Raw genomic sequence first — 18,364 nt, 5'->3', positions numbered from 1 at the left:
CTTCACCTGTCTATTGAATGGGGGCATCTTCGCGCACGAACCCGCCCGCGCGATCGGTGCGAAAGCCGATGTGTTTCAGCCAGTTGACGTCATCCTGCCCGGGAAAGTCCCGACGCTGGTGGGCGCCACGGCTTTCCGTGCGGAGCAGGGAGGCTTCGACGATCATGCGCGCGGTGGACAGCATGTGATCGAGTTCGAGCGCCTCGATCATCTGGTCGATATCTCGAGCGGCGGTGTCGTTGGCAGCCGTGCGGGCGAGGTCGACCAGACCGCTCTGCCCCTCGCGCAGACCTTCCTCCCGACGCCACAAACCCGCCGTACGCAGCATCAGATTGCGAACGGCGTCCTTGATCTCCGACGCACGTGCCTGCCCCGTTTCATTGGCATAGCCGGTGACGGCCTGCACCGAGGCCGCGATGACACTGTCCCAATCGCGCTCGCGCACGGACAGCATGCCGCTTGCGGCGCCACGGCCCGCGAGCGCGCCGAACACCAGCGTATCCGCGCAACCATTGCCGGCAAGCCGGCTCGCGCCATGCACGCCGCCCGCGCTCTCGCCACCGGCATAAAGCCCCGGCACTCCGGTCCATCCCTTATCGTCGATCAGAATCCCGCCCATCTGGCTATGGGAGGCGGGTCGAACGCGGGGCGGCGTCGTCAGCGGATCGACACCGGCACTGCGCAGGCGCCGGACGTGGATCTTGTAGCTCTCGAGCCGCTCGGGCGGGAGCACCGTGGTATCGAACAGGACCGTGTCGTCGGGCATCCCCCGCCCCTCATCGATCTCGGTCTGGACGCAGAGCGCCATCTTCGCCTTTTCGATCTGCTTCTCCCCATGCACCGGGTTGTACCGGAACATGAACCGCTCCCCTTGCGCGTTCAGCAGGTGCGCGCCGTCCCCGAGCATCGCGGTCGGCATCTCCATGCCGCGGCAGGCCTCGGGCCAGACGGTGACCACCGGCTCGAACTGCACGAATTCCATATCGATCAAATGCGCCCCGTGCTTCAGCGCAAGGCCGTAGGAATCGCTCCCGACATCGGCCGGATAGGTGCTGTCCGCATAGATGCGCCCGATGCCCCCTGTCGCGAGCACAACCGCGCGGGCGCAGACGGCGGAAAAGGTCCCGGCGCGTCGATCCCACAGCAGCGCGCCGGCCACTTCACCGTCCGTGTTCAGAAGATCAACCACCTTCCGGCCGGTCAGGATGCGCACGCCGATGTCCGCTGCATGCGCGGCAAGATGTTCGAGCACGATGCGGCCCGTGCCCTCGGGGATGAACAGGGAGCGCGGATAAGTATTGCCGGACAAATGGCGCTGGATGATACGGTCCTGCTCGGCTGGAAAGGGCACGCCCAGCGCCGAGAGCTCGCGCTGCGCGTCGACCGCCCCATGCACCATCACGCGCACCAGCCGCCGGTCATTCAGTCCATATCCGCCGCGCACCATGTCCTCAAAGAACATGTCGGGGTTGTCGCGTGCATCGGCATGGGCGATCGGCGCATTGCAGCCGATCACATAGGGCGAGGCGCCGCGCGCGAAATAGGCCATGGTGACCGACGCGCCCTGCTCCCGCGCGGCCACCGCGGCACGATAGCCGGCGAGCCCGCCGCCCAACACGAGCACGTCGGTTTGAAGCTTCAAGATGTCCACGATCCACCTTCTGCTGTTCGCTGGCCGCGATCCTCAGGCCCGGACCGGAACGGTGCGCCGCGGCGGGATGTGCAGCAGGATGCGCTCCCCTTCCTCGAACAAGGCATTCGGGAATGCGTGCACGCGCAAATCGCCACCCGGCCAGGCGAGGGTATAATTGACGATGTCGCCGAGCAGCACGCGACGCGTGACGGTGGCGGGCCATTGATTGGGCCGCGGCTGCGCATCCCTGCACATTTCAGGATAGACCGTGCGCAAAGCGGCCAGATGCATGCTGCCTGCGTCAGCGGGGAAAAGCTGCGATCCGGGCGCACACTCGACCAAGGCATCGCCCACCTTCAGCACGGGCGCTCCCGAGGGAGCTTCGCCGGCATCGGTGCCGACGAGGATGTTCGCGGCGCCAATGAAGTCCGCCACGAAGCGCGTGCAGGGCGTGTCATAGATGTCCAGCGGCTTCCCGCATTGCTCGATATGACCATCGCGCATGACGATGATGCGATCCGAAATCGCCATGGCCTCTTCCTGGTCATGGGTCACGTAGATGGTCGATAGATCGAACTTGTGCTGGAATTCCTTGATTTCATCGCGCATGCGCACCCGCAGTCGCGCATCGAGGTTCGACAGCGGCTCGTCGAGAAGGATCGCCTTCGGTCTTGAGGCATAGCTGCGCGCCAGGGCCACACGCTGCTGCTGACCGCCGCTGAGGTCGGTCGCCGGGCGGTTGATATAATCCTCGATGCCGACCATCCTCAGCATCTCTGTCACGCGCTGCTTGATCTCACTTTCGCCGACCCGCTGAACCCGCAGCCCATAGGCGACGTTCTCGAACACCGACATGTGCGGCCAGATCGCGTAACTCTGGAAGACCATCGAAAGCTTGCGCTTTTCCGTCGGGACGTTGATGCGCTTCGCCGAAGAGAACACGAGGTTGCCGTCGATGATGATTTCGCCGGAGACCGGTGTTTCAAGCCCCGCGATACAGCGCAACGTGGTTGACTTCCCGCAGCCCGACGGGCCGAGAAGGGAAAGATGTTCGCCGCGGCCGACGGAGAATGAGACCCCCTTGACGACGATCTTCGCGCCGAACGCGGCGACGAGATCACGCACCTCGATGTAAGCGGGTGCGGGTGTATTGCGCGGCTGCGTCTCGCCGAAGGAAAGAGTCTGCGCGGATCGATGTAAGGCAAGCATGATGCTTTCTCCAGTCAGACTTTGGCGCCGCGATTTGCCATGGAGCGCACGAGGGTGAGCGCGATCAGGATGATCAAGGCCTGCACCACAGCGAGCGCGCTGACGCGCGGCATGCCACCGGAATCCCAGAAGCTGAAGATGGCCGGCCCCAGCACCTGCGTGCCGGGCCCGGAGAGGAAAAGAGAGGCGCTGATCTCGCGCACCGACACCATGAACAGAAGCGCCCAGGTGGCGAGCAGGCCCGGCCGCAATAGTGGGAGGGTCACCGTCCGCAGGATCCGGAACGCGCCCGCCCCGCTGATACGGGCTGCCTCTTCCAGGGCGATGTCGATCTGCACCACGACCCCGCTCATACCCCTATAGGCCAGGGGTAGGAAGACGATGACGTAGGCCAGCAGCACGGCGAACAAGGTGCCGTACAATTTGAGCGGCAACGCCAGGATCATCCAGAGAAAGCCGATCGCGAAAATGAGCCGCGGAAAGGCCTGGGGGAGCATCGTCATCTGTTCGAGGAGCCGGCGCCCGTCGCTGCGCGACCGGTGCGTGGCAAGGGCGATGAAGGTTGCCAGAAGCACGCCGATAACGCCCGTACCCACTCCCAGCAACAGGCTGTTGATGATCGCCTGCTGGGTCGTGGGAAAGTCGAACATCACATATCTGTAATTGCCCAGCGTCCAGGCCGGAAAATTAAAGCTGATGGCATTGCTCGACTGGAACGAAGCCAGAAGAAGCGTCCCCATCGGCAAGATCAGAGATAGCAGAACATAAAGGAATGCGATCGCGAACAGCACCCATGTGATCCATCCCATGTCCACCTGTCGGGGGCGATAGTTTTTCCCGGAGATGACCGCGTAGGACTTCCCGCGCAGCACGCGCTGAACCAGCCAGACCGCGAGCGCCGTCATGCAGATCAGCACCAGGCCGAGCGCGGCGGCGAGTGGATAATTTGGCGGATAGCCCTGCAGCAACACGTACATGGCATTGGTGGCGACATAGAAGCGTGAGGAGGTGCCCAGCATGGTCGGGATCGCGAACGAACCGATCATCGAGGTGAACATGAAGAGAGCGGCGCTCGCGACCGCGGGCAACATCAGCGGCAACGTCACCTTCCACGCAGTCCGCAGCTTTCCGGAGCCGAAAATAGAGGAGCATTCCTCGAGCGATGGATCCATTCGCTGCATCGCCGCGCCGATGATCAGAACAGCAACTGGCGCCTCAAATATCGCCTCGACGAAGATGATCCCCATCGGGGTATAGATGTTGATCAGATGCGTCTCGATGCCGGTGATTGCACCGAACATCCGGTTGATCAGACCGTCGCGCGGCGCGCCGAGCTGGCTCCAGGCGAGCGCACCGACCAGCGGCCCCAGCGGATAAGGTATGGCGATCAGCAGTTCGAACAGCTTTCGCCCGGGCATGGTGGTGCGGTGGATGATCCAGGCCAGCACCACGCCGATGACCAGCCCGAGCGCCGTGCCGCCGCCGGCGATGACCAGCGTGTTGCGGATCCAATCGAGATGGCCGGACAGTGCGATGAAATTGTCGACGCCGTAGACCTTGGCTGGAAACGCCTCCGGGTCTCCCACGTTGAACGCGCTCGTGACGAGCAGGAAGAAGGGAAAACCGAGGGTTCCTGCAAGCAGGACCATCGGAATCCACACCTCCGGGCGAAGATCGAAGGCAGACGCGCGGGCAAACGCCGCGCGCTGCGCTTCTTGTTCGGATATAACCGACATTAGAGACCCGTCATCTTATTCCAGATCGCCACGAATTCACGCCGCCGTTCGGGGCGCATGTAGTCCTGGAAGTCCACGGGAAGACGCAGGTGCAACGTATTGATGTCGGGCAAGTGGTCGATATGGATATCCTTGCGCGCCGAATAGGAGCCCTGGATATTATTCCAGAGATACTGGCCCTCCTTCGACAGCATGAATTCCGTGAAAATCTTAGACGCGTTAGGCCGCTTTGTGGTTCCGAAGATGCCGATGACCTGGTTCACGGCGGGAACGCCGATTTCCGGAAAGACAGCTTCCACGGACTGCTTGTTTCGAACCGATTTCACATATTGGAAGATGCTGACGCGGCCGCCGATCTTGAGATCGCCACGCTCGATGTCCTGGGAAATCTGGGTGGACGAGGCGTAAGCCCGCGGATTGTTCTTCCCGAGATTGTCCCAGAAATCCTTGGGCAGGACATCCTTCATGGCGAACCAGAAGCCATAGGAGGTTCCCGCCGCTGAATTCTGAAAGCCGATCTGCCCCTTCCATTGCGGATCGAGCAAATCTGTCCACGTTTTCGGCGCGATCTCTTTTTTTACATAGCGCGGATCATACATCATCGGCCCGACATTGACGTAATATGTCGTCCAATATCCGGGCTCGGCGCTACGATATTCCGGTGCGTAGGCGTCGATGTCTTTCGGGATGTAACGCAACAGCCGATTCTGGAGGCGCAAATTCTCCATGATGCCGGAATCGGAGGTGATATAGACGTCGCCGGTCGTCTGCCCGGCGCGGAACTCGGCTTCCAGCTTGGGTAGCGCCGCGCCCGGCAGCAGGCGCTGCTGCACCGCGTCGACACCCGTCTTTTCCTTGAAGATTCGAAGGAACTCAACGACGTCGGCTTCCTGATCCGCGTGCCACACTACGACCGGCCCTTCGGCCTTCGCGGCCTCCACGCTAGGCGGCTGGCTCGCCTCGGCATGCGCGCGGGATACCAGATGCGGCATCGCGGACCACAGCACGCCGCCTGCGCCCGTAACGAGCAACTGGCGGCGCGTCAGGCCGTCGCGACGAAACCCGGCTGTGAGCTTCATCTTCTCTCCTCCCCGATGTTGTGCGCTTTTTGCGCATCTCTTCGGACATAGTTGTCTAATGATTAGACAACTTCAACACCTTTTCAACATGGTCGGACCAATTTTCGCGAAAGGCGCTGCTGCTTCGCGGACGAAATATCGATCTAGCAAAGACTTACGGCATATTTCGGCGAGCGGATGCGCCGAACCATCCTAGGCGGAGATGCCTTCGAACATGCGCCTGCGCGCATTTTCGATGTGGGAGCGCATGGCATCCCGCGCGCCGGTAGCATCCCCCTTCACGATCGCCTCATAGACCAGCGTGTGCTCGTCCTGGACCTGGCGGACGCGCGATTTCGGCTTCTGAAGCGACAGGCTGCGCGCCAGATTCATGCCGAAATCAATGTGGGGGCGCAGCAACTCCATCGCGGAGGCGAAAAATTGGTTTCCGGTGGCCCGGGCCACCGCGAGATGAAAGTCGTAATCCGCAGCAGCCCCGAGGCTGCCGGTTTTCACGATTTCCTCAAGCACCTCAAGCGCCCGCCCAATATCGGCGATCCTGGCGGCATCGCCGCGAATGGCTGCGACGTGCGCCGCCTCACCTTCGAGCGCGACGCGGAACTCGAAGCACCGCTGCACATCAGCGATGCTGCCGACGGGCGCAAACCCCAGGATGGCCTTGCTCGGCTGGCGCTGAACGAAGGTGCCAGCCCCTTGCCGGGAAATGACAATTCCATCATCGCGAAGCCGCGCCAGCGCTTCACGCACGATCGTCCGCGATACGTTCAACCGGTCGGCCAATTCCACCTCAGTCGGCAACTTGCTCTTCTCGGGGAACTCCCCGCTGACGATCAGCTCGAAGATCCGATCATAGATCTGGTCGCTGAGCTTCACGGGCTTCGGGGCGAGGAGGGTCAAGGTTTCGCTGGGCATGGGAATGGCGGTCTGTGCGCTTTCGGTCATAGATCCATCATGGAACAGCTTGCGGTAAAAGTCCACTTGTCATACCAATATGGCAAGACAAAGCAGCGAGGCCTTTCGAGCCTCCCAGCACAAGGGTGGACCATGGAGGATACCGCGTTCAAGGAGGTGCCGCTCGGCACTTCCTCCGTTTTCACCAAGACCGTCTCGGAATCAGACGTTTATCTCTATGCCGGCATCTCCGGCGATTTCTCGCCGAACCACATCGACGAAGAATATATGAGCGGCGGCAAGTATGGCCGACGCGTCGCTCACGGCACCCTGCTGCTCGGCTTCATGTCCGCAAGCTCCGCCAATCTGTACCTCGGACGCACTGTTTCCCTGGGATATGACCGCGTTCGCTTCGTCAACCCCGTGTTCTTCGGCGACACGATCCGCACGGAGTACAAAGTGGTGCGATACGACATGGAGAAGAAGCGCGTTTTCGCGGACGTGACATGCACGAATCAGCGCGGGGAAACGGTTGCGGTCGCTACCAATATTCGCACTTACGTCGGATGATCGGGAGCGCGAAATGAGCCTACTGCTTCAGGATGAGACGGACGGCGTCGTCACACTCACGCTCAACCGACCGGAGGCGATGAATGCCCTCTCGAGCGAGTTGTCGCGTGAGCTGCGCACGGTGATCGACGCTCTCGCGCAGCGCCCGGACGTGCGCGTCGTGATCATCACCGGTGCCGGGGATCGTGCCTTCTGCGCCGGGGCGGACCTGAAGGAGCGGCGGACGCTCGATGCCGACGAGAAATGGGAGCAGCGTACGCGTGGCTGGGAAGTGAATGAGGCCATCTGGCGGATGCCGCAGCCGGTCATCGCCGCCGTCCATGGCTATTGCCTCGGCGGTGGCTTCGAGCTTGCGCTTTACTGTGATCTGCGCATCGCGGCCGAGGACGCCGTATTCTCCTTTCCTGAGATGACCCTCGGCGCCTATCCCGGCGCCGGCGCGGCGGTGGTCCTCCCGCGCCTCATCGGCAGGGGGCGCGCGAAGGAAATCTTCTTCACCGCCCGGCGCGTGAAGGCGGACGAGGCCCTGTCCCTTGGCATTGTCGAGCACGTCGTGCCGCGTGAGAGGCTTCTGGCGAAGGCGCGTGAGATTGCCGATGCGATCAAGAAATCGAGCCCGCTCGGGCTGGCCGGCATCAAGCAGATGATGAATTTTGGCGCCGACCTGCCGTTTGAACAGGCCAACGAACTGAACGATAAATTGCGTCGCCCGCTGGAGGGGACGCAAGACTATCTCGAAGGCATCGCGGCGTTCTTCGAGAAGCGCCCCGCTCGATTTATTGGCAGGTGACAGATGAACCTCCAGGGCAAGACAGCCATCGTGACAGGCGCAAGCTCGCCGGACGGGGTCGGCGGCGCCACCGCCAAGGCGCTTGCGGCGCGCGGCTGCAACGTGGCCGTGAACTATGCCAGCAACCGCCCAGGCGCCGATGCGGTTGTCGCGGCTTGCGTCGAGTTTGGCGTCGACGCCTTCGCCTTTGAGGCGGATGTTGCGCGCGACGCGGATTGCCGCCGCTTGGCGGACGCCGCCAGCAGCCGCTGGGGACGTCTCGACATTCTCATCAACAATGCCGCGGTGACCCGCCCGATCGCGCTCGGCGCGCTGGAGGATCTCGACGCGGCGGAGTTCCACCGCCTCTATGACGTAAACCTCATCGGCCCGTTCCAGATGGCGCGGGCGGCCGCGCCACATCTGCGCGCCACGGGCGATGCAGCCATCGTGAACATCTCCTCGGTGGCCGGCCTCACCGGGAACGGAAGCTCGATCGCCTATGCCGCGTCCAAGGGTGCCCTGAACACCTTGACGCTCTCCCTGGCACGGGTGCTGGCACCCGAGGTGCGCGTGAATGCCATATGCCCGGGCGGCCTATTCGGGAACTGGACGAAAAAGCTCATGTCGGAGGACATGTACAGAAGCAAGTTGCATGAAGCGGAAACGAGTTTTCCCTTGAAACGGGGCGTCTGGCCTTCCGACGTGGCCCGTCAGGTCGTCTTTCTTGTCGAAGATGCGACCACGATGACGGGAGAACTTATGCAAACGGATTCTGGACGACATCTTTACTAACAAATGCCCGCGTTCGCGCGGACGCTTCGGATTGCAGAGGCATACCATGCACAAGCCTTCCAGCCGCATGCGCGCGGCATCTCAAGTTCTCGTGGATGCGCTCGAGGGTCACGGCCTGCGCCACGCCTTCGGCGTTCCGGGGGAAAGCTACCTCCCGGTGCTCGACGCGCTCGCGGATTCGCGCATCGACTTCGTCGTGTGCCGCCACGAAAGCGGCGCGGCATTCATGGCCGAAGCCGTGGGCAAGCTCACCGGCTTGCCAGGCCTGTGCTTCGTCACGCGCGGCCCGGGCATGACCAATGCCAGCGCCGGCGTCCATGTGGCGCAGCAGGATTCAACGCCGATGATCCTGATCTCGGGGCAGATCTCGCGCGGCTTCCGCCATCGCGAGGCATTCCAGGAGATTGATCCGCGTGCGGTGTTCGGCAGTATGGCAAAGCTCGTGATTGAGATCGACGATGCCGCGCGCATCCCGGAATTCGTCGCGCGGGCGGTGCGTGTCGCGACTCAGGGCCGCCCCGGTCCGGTGGTGCTGACGCTCCCCGACGACATGCTCGACGAGCAGGTCATGGTCGAGGATGTTCCAGCGTTCGAGCCCCTGGAGATCGCGCCGGGGCGAAGCGAAATGGCGCGGCTAGACGCGCTCATCGCAGCGGCCGAGCGGCCGTTCGTGATCGTCGGAGGCTCGCGCTGGAATGAACAGGCGGTGGCCGCGCTGGTGCGCTTCGCCGAACGCTTCGATATTCCCGTCAGCGCCAGCTTTCGCCGGCAGATGCTGTTTCCGAATGATCATGCGGCCTATGCGGGGGACCTCGGTCCGGGCGCCAATCCCAAGCTCGTCCAGCGCGTCAAGGATGCCGACCTGGTCCTTGCCTTCGGCGCCCGCCTGTCCGAGCTGCCGACCCAGGGCTACAGCCTGATCCCCATCCCCAATCCCGGCGTCGCCTTCGTGCACGTCCATGCCGGCGTCGAGGAACTCGGCCGGGTCATCCAGCCCACCCTGGCAATCAACGCCACACCGTCAGCCTTCACGGCGGCGCTGGACGATCTGGAGCCTCCTGCCGATACCCGTCGGCGGGCGTGGCGGGAAGCCGCGCGCGAGGATTATCTCGCTTGGTCGGAGCCGCTGCCTCAGGTGCCCGGACCGGTGCAGATGAGCACGATCATGCACTGGCTGCGACAGAACCTTCCCGCCAACACAGTGATTTGCAGCGGCGCGGGGAATTTCTCCATTTGGCTGCATCGCTTCTACCGACACCCCGCCTTCGGCACCCAGCTTGCGCCCGTCTCCGGAACCATGGGCTACGGCTTTCCGGCCGCGATCGCGGCGGCACGGCTCAATCCCGAACGCACCGCGCTGTGCTTCGCCGGCGACGGCGATTTCCTGATGACCGGACAGGAATTGGCGACTGCCATGCAATACGGTCTCGCGCCAAAGGTGTTTGTCATCGACAACGGAACCTACGGCACCATCCGCATGCACCAGGAGCGTGAATTCCCCGGCCGGGTCTTCGGCACCGACCTGAGGAATCCCGATTTCGCCGCCTATGCCCGTTCATTCGGCGCAGACGGTTTCACGATCGCCGACGACCGGGACGCCATTGCGGTCATGGAAGCTGCCTTCGCATCGAAGAACGCCGCGATCATCCACGTGAAGCTCGATACCGAGGCGATCTCTCCGGGGACGACGATTTCAGCGCTACGCGCAAGGGCGCGGGATCGGGGATGAGCGCGACCGGCAACCAATCAAGGCGGGGCCTGCAGGCCCCGTCGAAGGGGAACCCATGAAGACGCCACGCGCGAACTTTTCCGGCAGCCCTTTATGACCGCATTACCGCCCGTGCACCCGCTCCCCTTCAAGGCGCCGCACAGCCGCCACACCGCCTTCCACCCTTGAGCGGCACATCGCCCTTCCAAGCAAGGCTGGCCCCATGAAACCGCACCTGAAGACACCTGAAACGCTCCGCAGTGCACGCTGGCTGGCGCCTGACGATCTGCGCGGCTTCGGCCATCGGTCCCGCGCGATGCAGATGGGATACGACCCACAGGATTGGGCCGGAAAGCCGGTGATCGCCATCCTCAATACCTGGTCCGACTTCAACCCGTGCCACGCCCATTTCAAGCATCGGGTGGAAGACGTGAAGCGCGGCGTGCTGCAGGCCGGGGGCTTCCCCCTGGAGCTGCCGGTCCATTCGGTGTCCGAAACCTTCCTCAAGCCCACCTCCATGCTCTATCGCAACATGCTGGCCATGGAGACGGAGGAGGTGATCCGCTCCCACCCCGTGGACGGCGTTGTACTGCTGGGGGGCTGCGACAAGAGCACGCCGGCCTTGCTGATGGGCGCCACCAGCGCGGGGGTTCCCGCCATCTATCTTCCCGCCGGCCCGATGCTGCCGGGCAATTGGAAGGGCAAGGTGCTCGGCTCCGGCTCGGACGCCTGGAAATTCTGGGACGAACGGCGCGCCGGAAATATCGATGCCGCCCAATGGCAGGAGATCGAGGGCGGCATCGCCCGCAGCTACGGCCATTGCATGACCATGGGCACCGCCAGCACCATGACCGCCATCGCGGAAGCCATCGGCATGACCTTGCCCGGCGCCTCTTCCATTCCTGCGGCGGACGCCAACCACATGCGGATGAGCACGCAGACCGGACGGCGCATCGTCGACATGGTGTGGGAGGATCTCGTCCCCGCACGCATCCAGACGCGGGCGGCATTCGAGAACGCGATCGCCGTCGCTATGGCCATGGGCTGTTCCACGAACGCCATCATCCACCTCATCGCCCAGGCGCGCCGGGCGGGATGCGATATCGGCCTTGACGATTTCGACCGCGCCAGCCGCCAGGTGGCCGTCATCGCCAACGTACGGCCGAGCGGCAGCACCTATTTGATGGAGGATTTCTATCTCGCCGGCGGCCTGCGCGCGCTCATGAAGCGGCTCGGAGACCTGCTGCATCTCGACGCGCTCACGGTGACGGGGATGAGCGTCGGCGAAAACATCGCGGACGCGGAGGTCTATGACGACGACGTCATCCGCACGCTCGACAATCCCATCTACCGGGAAGGCGCGCTCGCCGTGCTGCGCGGCAATCTCGCCCCGGAAGGCTGCGTCATCAAGCCAAGCGCCTGCGCGCCGCATCTGCTGAAGCACACCGGACCCGCCCTGGTGTTCGACGATTACCCGACCATGAAGGCAGCAATTGACGACGAAAGTCTCGATGTCACGGCGGACCATGTCCTCGTGCTGCGTAACGCAGGCCCGCAAGGCGGCCCGGGAATGCCGGAATGGGGCATGCTGCCGATCCCGAAGAAGCTCGTGCGGCAAGGCGTGCGCGACATGATCCGGATCTCGGATGCGCGCATGAGCGGCACCAGCTACGGCGCCTGTATTCTGCATGTCTCGCCCGAGAGCTTCGTCGGCGGCCCGCTCGCTCTCCTGCGCACGGGCGACCAGGTCCAGATCGACGTGGAGGCGCGCTCCATCGACATGCTGGTTTCCCCGGACGAACTGGTGCGCCGCCGCGCGGGCTTTGTCCCGCCGCCCCCGCGGTTCGAGCGCGGCTACGGCTGGATGTTCTCCCGCCACATCGGCCAAGCCCATGCGGGCTGCGATTTCGATTTTCTAGAAACCTCGTTCGGCACCCCCGCCGGCGAGCCCGACATCTTCTGAGCTGAGGACAAAACCGTGGAACTGCCTGTCAACACGTTCAAGCGCGGCATCTATGCCGAACAGCAACAGATCGGCCTGTGGAGCAGCCTTGCAAGCCACATCACGGTCGAGATCATCGCCGGATCCGGGTTCGACTGGCTTCTGCTCGACACCGAGCACTCGCCGAACGAACTTCCCATGGTGTTCTCGCAGCTCCATGCCTGCATGGAGAACGCGACCCATCCCATCGTGCGGCCGCCGGTGAGCGACCAGACGCTGATCAAGCGCTATCTCGATGCCGGCGTGCAGACCTTCCTCATCCCGATGATCGACACCGCCGAACAGGCGGCGGCGGCGGTCGCCTATACGCGCTATCCGCCGCACGGCGTGCGTGGCTTCGCGGCAGCCTCGCGCGCCTCGCGCTTCGGCCGGGTGAAGGACTATTACAAGCACGCCCATGAAGAGATCTGCGTGCTGGTGCAGATCGAATCGGAAGAGGGCATGCGCAATATCGAAGCCATCGCCGCCGTGCCCGGCGTGGACGGGCTGTTCGTCGGGCCCGGCGATCTCTCAGCCGCCACCGGATATCTGGGCGACCAGAACAATGAGGCCGTGGTCTCCCTGATCGAGGGCCTCATCGGCCGGATCGGCGCCGCCGGCAACCGTGCCGGCATTCTCACCAGCGACGAGACCCTGGCAAAACGCTACATCGAGGCGGGATGCCTCTTTACCGCGGTCGGTTCCGATGCTGGCATTCTCGCGCGCGGGTCGGAAGCGCTGGCGAAGAGATTCAAGGTCTGAGCCGAACTCAAATCGGGTTTCTCTAAGCTAGGTCAACGTTGTGCCGGCCGTTCGCCGGACCGGCACAATCGATCGTCGGACCTGAGATCGGCAGTTGGGGCCGGCTGGCTTACCGTTGATCCTACCGCTCTCGACAGCCGGCGCTCATCCCCGCGATCAGGATATCGACCAGACGCCTGGCGGCCTGCTTCCAATTCGGGCCGGCGCTTATGTGGGCCAAGCCCGCCAATGCGCGCAGCAGATCGAGCGGGTCGATGTCGAGCTGAATCTCCCCACTCGCCACGGCGCGATCGACCAGCATCGCGATGACCTGCTTGGCCTGTGCACCAGATGCTGCGTAAAGGTCAGACGGGCCACCGACGAGCGAATTCAGCGCCTCCGACATGCCCTGTTTGGTGCCGATATAGTCCACGAACAGCAGCAGCCATTCGCGCAGCGCCTCCACCGGAGGATGCGTTTCTGCGAGCCGCGCAGCGACTTCGCCGAGCTGTTCGGTCTCATTGCGATACACAGCCTCGATCAATGCGTCGCGTGTGGGGAAGTGGCGATACAGCGTGCCGATTCCGAGACCGGCGGCGCGTGCAATCTCATCAAGGCTGGCGTTCGACCCCTTTTCCGCAAACGCCGTCTTCGCTGCCTCGAGCAAGCGCGCGCGGTTTCGTTGCGCATCGGCGCGCGGCTTGCGGGCAGAATTGGGCTCGCCGTGATCCGTCACGCGCAAATCACCCCTTGATAAACGGAGGAACTCTCCGTATTTAAGCGGAGACATCCTCCTTTTATGGCATAAACGGTCGCCGGGCAATGGTGCCCCGACCGACGGGAGGGCTGTGTCGGTACATCAAGGAGAGTTTCATGCCTTTCGGAGCAACCTCCACCACTGACGACGTGCTTTCGGGCATGGATCTGCGGGGAAAGCGCGCCCTCGTCACAGGCGTTTCCGCCGGCCTGGGGGTGGAAACCGCGCGGGCTCTTGCCGCCCACGGGATGCAGGTCGTCGGCGCAGCGCGTGATCTGGCCAAGGCCGAAGCGGCCACCGCCATCGTCCGCAATCAAGCCGCGAATGGTGGGAGCCTTGAACTGATCCAGCTCGACCTCGCGTCTCTGGCCAATGTGCGCGCATGCGCCGATCGGCTGCTCGCTGACGGGCGGACATTTGATCTGGTGATCGCCAACGCCGGCGTGATGGCGACGCCCCTCGGCCATACGACAGACGGTTTCGAGACCCAGTTCGGCACCAATCATCTGGGGCACTTCGTGCTGGTCAATCGCATCGCCCCGCTGATCGCCCCGGGGGGCCGGCTGGTGAACGTTTCATCCGCAGGCCACCGCTATTCGGACGTCGATCTCGAGGACCCGAACTTCGAGGACACGCCCTATGAACCGATGATCGCCTACGGCCGGTCCAAGACCGCCAATATCCTGTTCGCGGTCGCCTTCGACCGTCGGCATCGCGCACGCGGCGTGCGCGCCACTGCGCTGCACCCGGGCGGCATCCAGACCGAACTCAGCCGCCATATCGGATATGGCAGAGTCGAACAGATGCTCGAACGGATCAATGCGGATCTGGCCGCGCAGGGCAAGCCGCCTTTCCAGTGGAAGAGCATTCCTCAGGGGGCCGCGACTTCTGTTTGGGCGGGCGTGGTAGCGGCCGCCGATGCGGTGGGCGGTCGCTATTGCGAGAACTGCCATGTCTCCGAGGTGACCGAGGGGCTGATCAATGCCGGCAGCGAAGGCGTGCGCGCTTATGCGCTCGATCCCGAGCATGCCGAAGCACTGTGGGCCAAGAGCGAGAAGATGGTCGGCGAGCGCTTCTGACTTCCGCGCGCAGCCCATCGAGGGCCGAAGCGATTTGCGTAAGGTCAGTTCTGGCCCGGGCGCATCACGCTTGGGCCACCGGTCACCCTTCGGAAGGGTGTTGTGTCGCCGGTCCTTGGATCGGCTCCGGGGTGCCCCGCTAGGCACCACGGCTCTTAACCCGGAAATGACCCGGTCAGCCGAGCTGCGGCGCCATTTTGCGCCGCAGCCGAGAGAGGAGATCCGAAACGGGGCCCCACAGCAGCAGCGCAAAGGCAAGAAGGATGAGGCTCGTCACGAGGCCGTTGGCAAAAAAGACATTGAGGTCACCCTCCGAGCCGATGAGGGCTTGGCGCGCGGCCTCTTCGGTTCTATCCCCCAGCACCAAGGCAAGGACCAGCGGTGCCATCGGATAATCCAGCTTCTTGAAGACATATCCGACAACGCCGAACGCCAGCATCAACCAGACGTCGAAGATGGAATTGGAGATGGTGTAGGCGCCGATGGCACATATGATGAGGATGATCGGCGCCACTAATGAAAAGGGCACGCGCATGATCGCCGCGAACAGCGGCACGGTGGCCAGGACGATGATGAGGCCCGCGACGTTTCCAAGATACATGGAGGCGATCAGACCCCAGACAAATTCCTTGTGCTCGACAAACAACAACGGGCCCGGCTGAAGCCCCCAGATGAGCAATCCCCCCAACAGAACCGCAGCGGTCGCCGAGCCGGGAATGCCGAGGGCCAACATGGGCAGCAGAGCAGAGGTTCCAGCGGCGTGGGCCGCGGTCTCAGGGCCGAGGACACCTTCGATCTCGCCCTTGCCGAAGTGATCACCACGCTTGGAAAAGCGCTTGGCCAGCCCATAGCCCATGAAGGATGCAGCCACCGCGCCGCCGGGCGTCACGCCCATCCACATGCCCACGATGGCGGAGCGCACCAGCGTTCCCCAATAGCGGGGCAAACCGGCCCAGGTGCGCAGCACCACCTTCAGGTCGATATCGGCCCGCTTCCCCTTGAACTGCAATCCTTCTTCCACGGTGAGAAGGATTTCGCCGACACCGAACAGTCCGATGACGACAACGAGGAAGTCGAAGCCGTGCATCAGCGCGGTGACGCCAAAGGTCAGACGAATATCGCCGGAAACGGTGTCGACCCCACAGGCCGCCAACAGGAAGCCCAAACACAAGGCGGCGACGATCTTTGCCTTATGCTCCTTCCCCATGCCGACAAACGAACAAAAGGTCAGCAGAAAGACCGCAAAAAACTCCGCAGGCCCGAACCTGAGCGCAAATTGCGCCACCAAGGGTGCAACGAAAGTAATGAGGATGACGCCCGAAAGCGCGCCGAAGAACGATGCGGTGAAGGCCGCGGTCAGGGCTTCGCCCGCCCTGCCCTGCACCGCCATGGGATAGCCGTCGAATGTGGTGGCGACCGACCATGACTCACCCGGAATATTGAAAAGAATCGAGGTGATGGCGCCACCAAACAATGCGCCCCAATAGATGGACGAGAGCAGGATGATGGCCGAGGTGGGATTCATGCCGAAGGTGAGCGGCAGCAGGATCGCCACGCCATTCGGCCCGCCCAGCCCGGGCAGCACACCGACGACAATACCCAGCAAAACGCCGACACCCATGAAAAGGATATTGTGCCAGGACAGGGCGAGCTCGAAACCTGCAAAGAGCGAAGAAAGGTCGGCCATCCTTGGACCTCAATAACCGAGGAACGCTTCAAGCGGCCCCTTGGGGAGGGAGACGAGGAACTGGATTTCGAACACCCAAAAGCAGATGACCGGAACCAGAACGGCCGTCGCCAGAATGGAAAAGACATTCCGCGATCCGGCAATCAACATGAAGCAAACAATGAAGAGCGCGGACGAGACATAGATCCCGATCGGCTGGATCAAGGCGACGTACACGAGCAACGGCAGGAAGACCCGTGCCACCAGAGACAATTGCACCCAGGTGACAAAGATTTCGGGCGGGCGGCGGAACGCATCCACCAGAATGAAGACGGAACTGGCCAGAAAAATCCATCCGACGCGGGCGGGAAAATAGCCGTTCTCCGGGCCCATATCCCATCCCGCACCGCGACCATAGGAATCCCAAAGCACGAGAACAGCGATGCCGATCAGGATGGCACCGACCACATATTCCGCGGCACGACGGGAAATCCCGCGCTCATCCGCTGGGCGCTGAGCCTCCAGGTCGGAGACCGTCTCCTCTGGACTAGTGGACATGGAGATCTCCTAAAGATGCTCGCCGCAGGAATGCTCACAACGCGAGGGGCGGACTGCATCCACCTCGTATTCGCCTCGTGGCGTGCAGCATCAATTGCTGATGCGGAATCCTGCCTTAGTCACCAATTCCTGGTGCTTCTGGTCGTCCTTCTTGAGGAAGTCCAAGAACTCGGAACCGGTACGGAAGTCCGACACGAGTGCATTCTGCACCACGTAATCCTTCCACTCCTGGCTCTCGGACACCTTCTTGAACATATCGGCATAGAATGCGACCTGCTCAGGCGTCACGTCCTTCGGCAGAAAAATGCCCCGCAGCATCTGATAGGTGACGTCCAGCCCCAACTCGGGACAGGTGGGAATGTCCGCCCAGGACATGGTCGCGGTGACTTTCGCCTCATAAGGCAAGCGCTTTGACGAGAAGACGCAAAGCGGCCGCGTGAGACCGCCACGCCAATTGGCCACGTCTTCCGAGGGATTGTTGAAATTGGCCTCGATATGTCCGCCCGCCAGCTGCGTGGATGCGGCGCCCCCGCCTGCGTAGGGGATGTAATTGAGCTTGATGCCGGCAGCCTGTTCCAGCGCAATCGAGAGCAGATGATCCTCGCGCTTCGAACCGGCGCCCCCCACCTTCAGGGCAGGTTTTGCCTCCTTCGCCGCAGCGATGAAATCAGCGGGAGTCTTGTACGGGGATTTCTCGCCCACCCACAGCAGGAAAGCGTCCTGCGCCATCAAGGCCACGGGGGTGAAGTCGCGCCAGCTGACCTGCAGCTTCGTCGTCAGCGGAATGAGGTAGATACCGGACCAGCCGGCCATGAGCTTGTAGGGATCTCCGGACGAGCCCTGCAGATCCAGCATCGCTTCGCCGCCGGCAGCGGCGGGCTTGTTCACGACGACGACGGGCTGGGAGGTGAGGTTCTGTTTCTGGATAATGCCCTGGATCACACGCACCATCTGGTCGGATGCACCGCCGGCGGCGAAAGGCACCAGGAACTCGATCGGTTTCGCGGGCTCCCACGCCAAAGCTGCATTTGCAGCGACGAAAGACAGAGCGGCAGCAAGCAGAAATTGCTTTTTCACAATCGATCCTCCCACGCGCTCTCGAAGGCGCTTTTGCAAACTTTATAGCCAGTTAAAATTTTGAATGCAATCGGCCTATAGGAATGAGGCGAAATTTCCGGCCGCCAAACGCCGG

General features: G+C 62.9%; 16 protein-coding genes. 7 read left to right on the top strand and 9 right to left on the bottom strand.

All coding sequences use genetic code 11. The features are described from left to right. Positions 1–10: 10 nt before the first annotated feature. From V5F68_RS23840 to V5F68_RS23820, 5 genes are all read right to left on the bottom strand, one after another. Complete coding sequence (locus V5F68_RS23840) at positions 11–1,651, bottom strand: FAD-binding protein (protein WP_394012882.1); 1,641 nt, start codon at positions 1,649–1,651, stop codon at positions 11–13. Positions 1,652–1,684: 33 nt separating this feature from the next. Further along, positions 1,685–2,842 (bottom strand): ABC transporter ATP-binding protein, encoded by a 1,158-nt coding sequence (locus tag V5F68_RS23835; RefSeq protein ID WP_394100468.1) that lies wholly within the window; start codon positions 2,840–2,842, stop codon positions 1,685–1,687. Between the two features lie 14 nt (positions 2,843–2,856). After that, positions 2,857–4,491 carry an ABC transporter permease gene (locus tag V5F68_RS23830; RefSeq protein WP_394012884.1) on the bottom strand — a complete coding sequence of 545 codons (1,635 nt, stop codon included), beginning with the start codon at positions 4,489–4,491 and terminating at the stop codon, positions 2,857–2,859. An 86-nt stretch (positions 4,492–4,577) separates the two neighbouring features. Continuing rightward, positions 4,578–5,657: an ABC transporter substrate-binding protein gene (locus V5F68_RS23825; RefSeq protein WP_394012885.1), complete on the bottom strand. Its 1,080-nt coding sequence runs from the start codon at positions 5,655–5,657 to the stop codon at positions 4,578–4,580. A gap of 192 nt (positions 5,658–5,849) precedes the next feature. Then, positions 5,850–6,569, bottom strand: a complete 720-nt coding sequence (locus V5F68_RS23820; RefSeq protein ID WP_394100469.1) for a FadR/GntR family transcriptional regulator — start codon at positions 6,567–6,569, stop codon at positions 5,850–5,852. Positions 6,570–6,608: 39 nt separating this feature from the next. Between V5F68_RS23820 and V5F68_RS23815 the strand changes: the two genes are divergently transcribed. The 6 genes from V5F68_RS23815 (at position 6,609) to V5F68_RS23790 (ending at position 13,133) form a co-directional block, all read left to right on the top strand. Then, entirely contained in the window at positions 6,609–7,118 is a 510-nt protein-coding gene (locus V5F68_RS23815) for a MaoC family dehydratase (protein ID WP_394012887.1), read from the top strand. Positions 7,119–7,131: 13 nt separating this feature from the next. Continuing rightward, positions 7,132–7,908, top strand: a complete 777-nt coding sequence (locus V5F68_RS23810; protein WP_394012888.1) for an enoyl-CoA hydratase/isomerase family protein — start codon at positions 7,132–7,134, stop codon at positions 7,906–7,908. 3 nt (positions 7,909–7,911) lie between these two features. Beyond that, positions 7,912–8,682, top strand: coding sequence for an SDR family NAD(P)-dependent oxidoreductase (locus tag V5F68_RS23805; RefSeq protein ID WP_394012889.1), 771 nt, complete (start codon positions 7,912–7,914; stop codon positions 8,680–8,682). Positions 8,683–8,728: 46 nt separating this feature from the next. Then, complete coding sequence (locus V5F68_RS23800; RefSeq protein WP_394012890.1) at positions 8,729–10,411, top strand: thiamine pyrophosphate-binding protein; 1,683 nt, start codon at positions 8,729–8,731, stop codon at positions 10,409–10,411. Positions 10,412–10,613: 202 nt separating this feature from the next. Continuing rightward, on the top strand, positions 10,614–12,353 hold the full coding sequence (araD, locus tag V5F68_RS23795; RefSeq protein ID WP_394012891.1) for an L-arabinonate dehydratase: 1,740 nt from the start codon (positions 10,614–10,616) through the stop codon (positions 12,351–12,353). 15 nt (positions 12,354–12,368) lie between these two features. Beyond that, positions 12,369–13,133 (top strand): HpcH/HpaI aldolase family protein, encoded by a 765-nt coding sequence (locus V5F68_RS23790; RefSeq protein ID WP_394012892.1) that lies wholly within the window; start codon positions 12,369–12,371, stop codon positions 13,131–13,133. A 121-nt stretch (positions 13,134–13,254) separates the two neighbouring features. Here V5F68_RS23790 and V5F68_RS23785 read toward each other — a convergent pair whose 3' ends face one another. Then, positions 13,255–13,848, bottom strand: coding sequence for a TetR/AcrR family transcriptional regulator (locus V5F68_RS23785; protein ID WP_394012893.1), 594 nt, complete (start codon positions 13,846–13,848; stop codon positions 13,255–13,257). Between the two features lie 137 nt (positions 13,849–13,985). Here V5F68_RS23785 and V5F68_RS23780 point away from each other — a divergent pair, with 137 nt between their 5' ends. After that, entirely contained in the window at positions 13,986–14,948 is a 963-nt protein-coding gene (locus V5F68_RS23780; RefSeq protein WP_394012894.1) for an SDR family NAD(P)-dependent oxidoreductase, read from the top strand. A 175-nt stretch (positions 14,949–15,123) separates the two neighbouring features. Here V5F68_RS23780 and V5F68_RS23775 read toward each other — a convergent pair whose 3' ends face one another. The 3 genes from V5F68_RS23775 to V5F68_RS23765 all read right to left on the bottom strand — a co-directional run bounded on the left by V5F68_RS23775 (position 15,124) and on the right by V5F68_RS23765 (position 18,249). Further along, on the bottom strand, positions 15,124–16,635 hold the full coding sequence (locus V5F68_RS23775; RefSeq protein WP_394012895.1) for a tripartite tricarboxylate transporter permease: 1,512 nt from the start codon (positions 16,633–16,635) through the stop codon (positions 15,124–15,126). A gap of 9 nt (positions 16,636–16,644) precedes the next feature. Beyond that, entirely contained in the window at positions 16,645–17,172 is a 528-nt protein-coding gene (locus V5F68_RS23770) for a tripartite tricarboxylate transporter TctB family protein (protein WP_394012896.1), read from the bottom strand. Positions 17,173–17,262: 90 nt separating this feature from the next. Beyond that, positions 17,263–18,249: a Bug family tripartite tricarboxylate transporter substrate binding protein gene (locus tag V5F68_RS23765; RefSeq protein ID WP_394012897.1), complete on the bottom strand. Its 987-nt coding sequence runs from the start codon at positions 18,247–18,249 to the stop codon at positions 17,263–17,265. Between the last annotated feature and the right edge of the window lie 115 nt (positions 18,250–18,364).

The sequence above is a fragment of the Roseixanthobacter pseudopolyaromaticivorans genome, from assembly GCF_043195145.2.
In the GTDB taxonomy this organism is placed as follows: domain Bacteria; phylum Pseudomonadota; class Alphaproteobacteria; order Rhizobiales; family Xanthobacteraceae; genus NCEH01.
The sequence above is the reverse complement of the archived record's forward strand: the minus strand, read 5'-3'. Positions and strand labels throughout refer to the sequence as shown.

What these genes read in the sequence shown, in the direction of transcription:
- V5F68_RS23835 (WP_394100468.1), bottom strand. Translation starts at nt 2,842, where the DNA reads ATGCTTGCCTTACATCGATCCGCGCAGACTCTTTCCTTCGGCGAGACG.
- V5F68_RS23825 (WP_394012885.1), bottom strand. Translation starts at nt 5,657, where the DNA reads ATGAAGCTCACAGCCGGGTTTCGTCGCGACGGCCTGACGCGCCGCCAG.
- V5F68_RS23800 (WP_394012890.1), top strand. Translation starts at nt 8,729, where the DNA reads ATGCACAAGCCTTCCAGCCGCATGCGCGCGGCATCTCAAGTTCTCGTG.
- V5F68_RS23775 (WP_394012895.1), bottom strand. Translation starts at nt 16,635, where the DNA reads ATGGCCGACCTTTCTTCGCTCTTTGCAGGTTTCGAGCTCGCCCTGTCC.
- V5F68_RS23820 (WP_394100469.1), bottom strand. Translation starts at nt 6,569, where the DNA reads ATGCCCAGCGAAACCTTGACCCTCCTCGCCCCGAAGCCCGTGAAGCTC.
- V5F68_RS23830 (WP_394012884.1), bottom strand. Translation starts at nt 4,491, where the DNA reads ATGGTCCTGCTTGCAGGAACCCTCGGTTTTCCCTTCTTCCTGCTCGTC.
- V5F68_RS23770 (WP_394012896.1), bottom strand. Translation starts at nt 17,172, where the DNA reads ATGTCCACTAGTCCAGAGGAGACGGTCTCCGACCTGGAGGCTCAGCGC.
- araD (WP_394012891.1), top strand. Translation starts at nt 10,614, where the DNA reads ATGAAACCGCACCTGAAGACACCTGAAACGCTCCGCAGTGCACGCTGG.
- V5F68_RS23805 (WP_394012889.1), top strand. Translation starts at nt 7,912, where the DNA reads ATGAACCTCCAGGGCAAGACAGCCATCGTGACAGGCGCAAGCTCGCCG.
- V5F68_RS23815 (WP_394012887.1), top strand. Translation starts at nt 6,609, where the DNA reads ATGGAACAGCTTGCGGTAAAAGTCCACTTGTCATACCAATATGGCAAG.
- V5F68_RS23780 (WP_394012894.1), top strand. Translation starts at nt 13,986, where the DNA reads ATGCCTTTCGGAGCAACCTCCACCACTGACGACGTGCTTTCGGGCATG.
- V5F68_RS23810 (WP_394012888.1), top strand. Translation starts at nt 7,132, where the DNA reads ATGAGCCTACTGCTTCAGGATGAGACGGACGGCGTCGTCACACTCACG.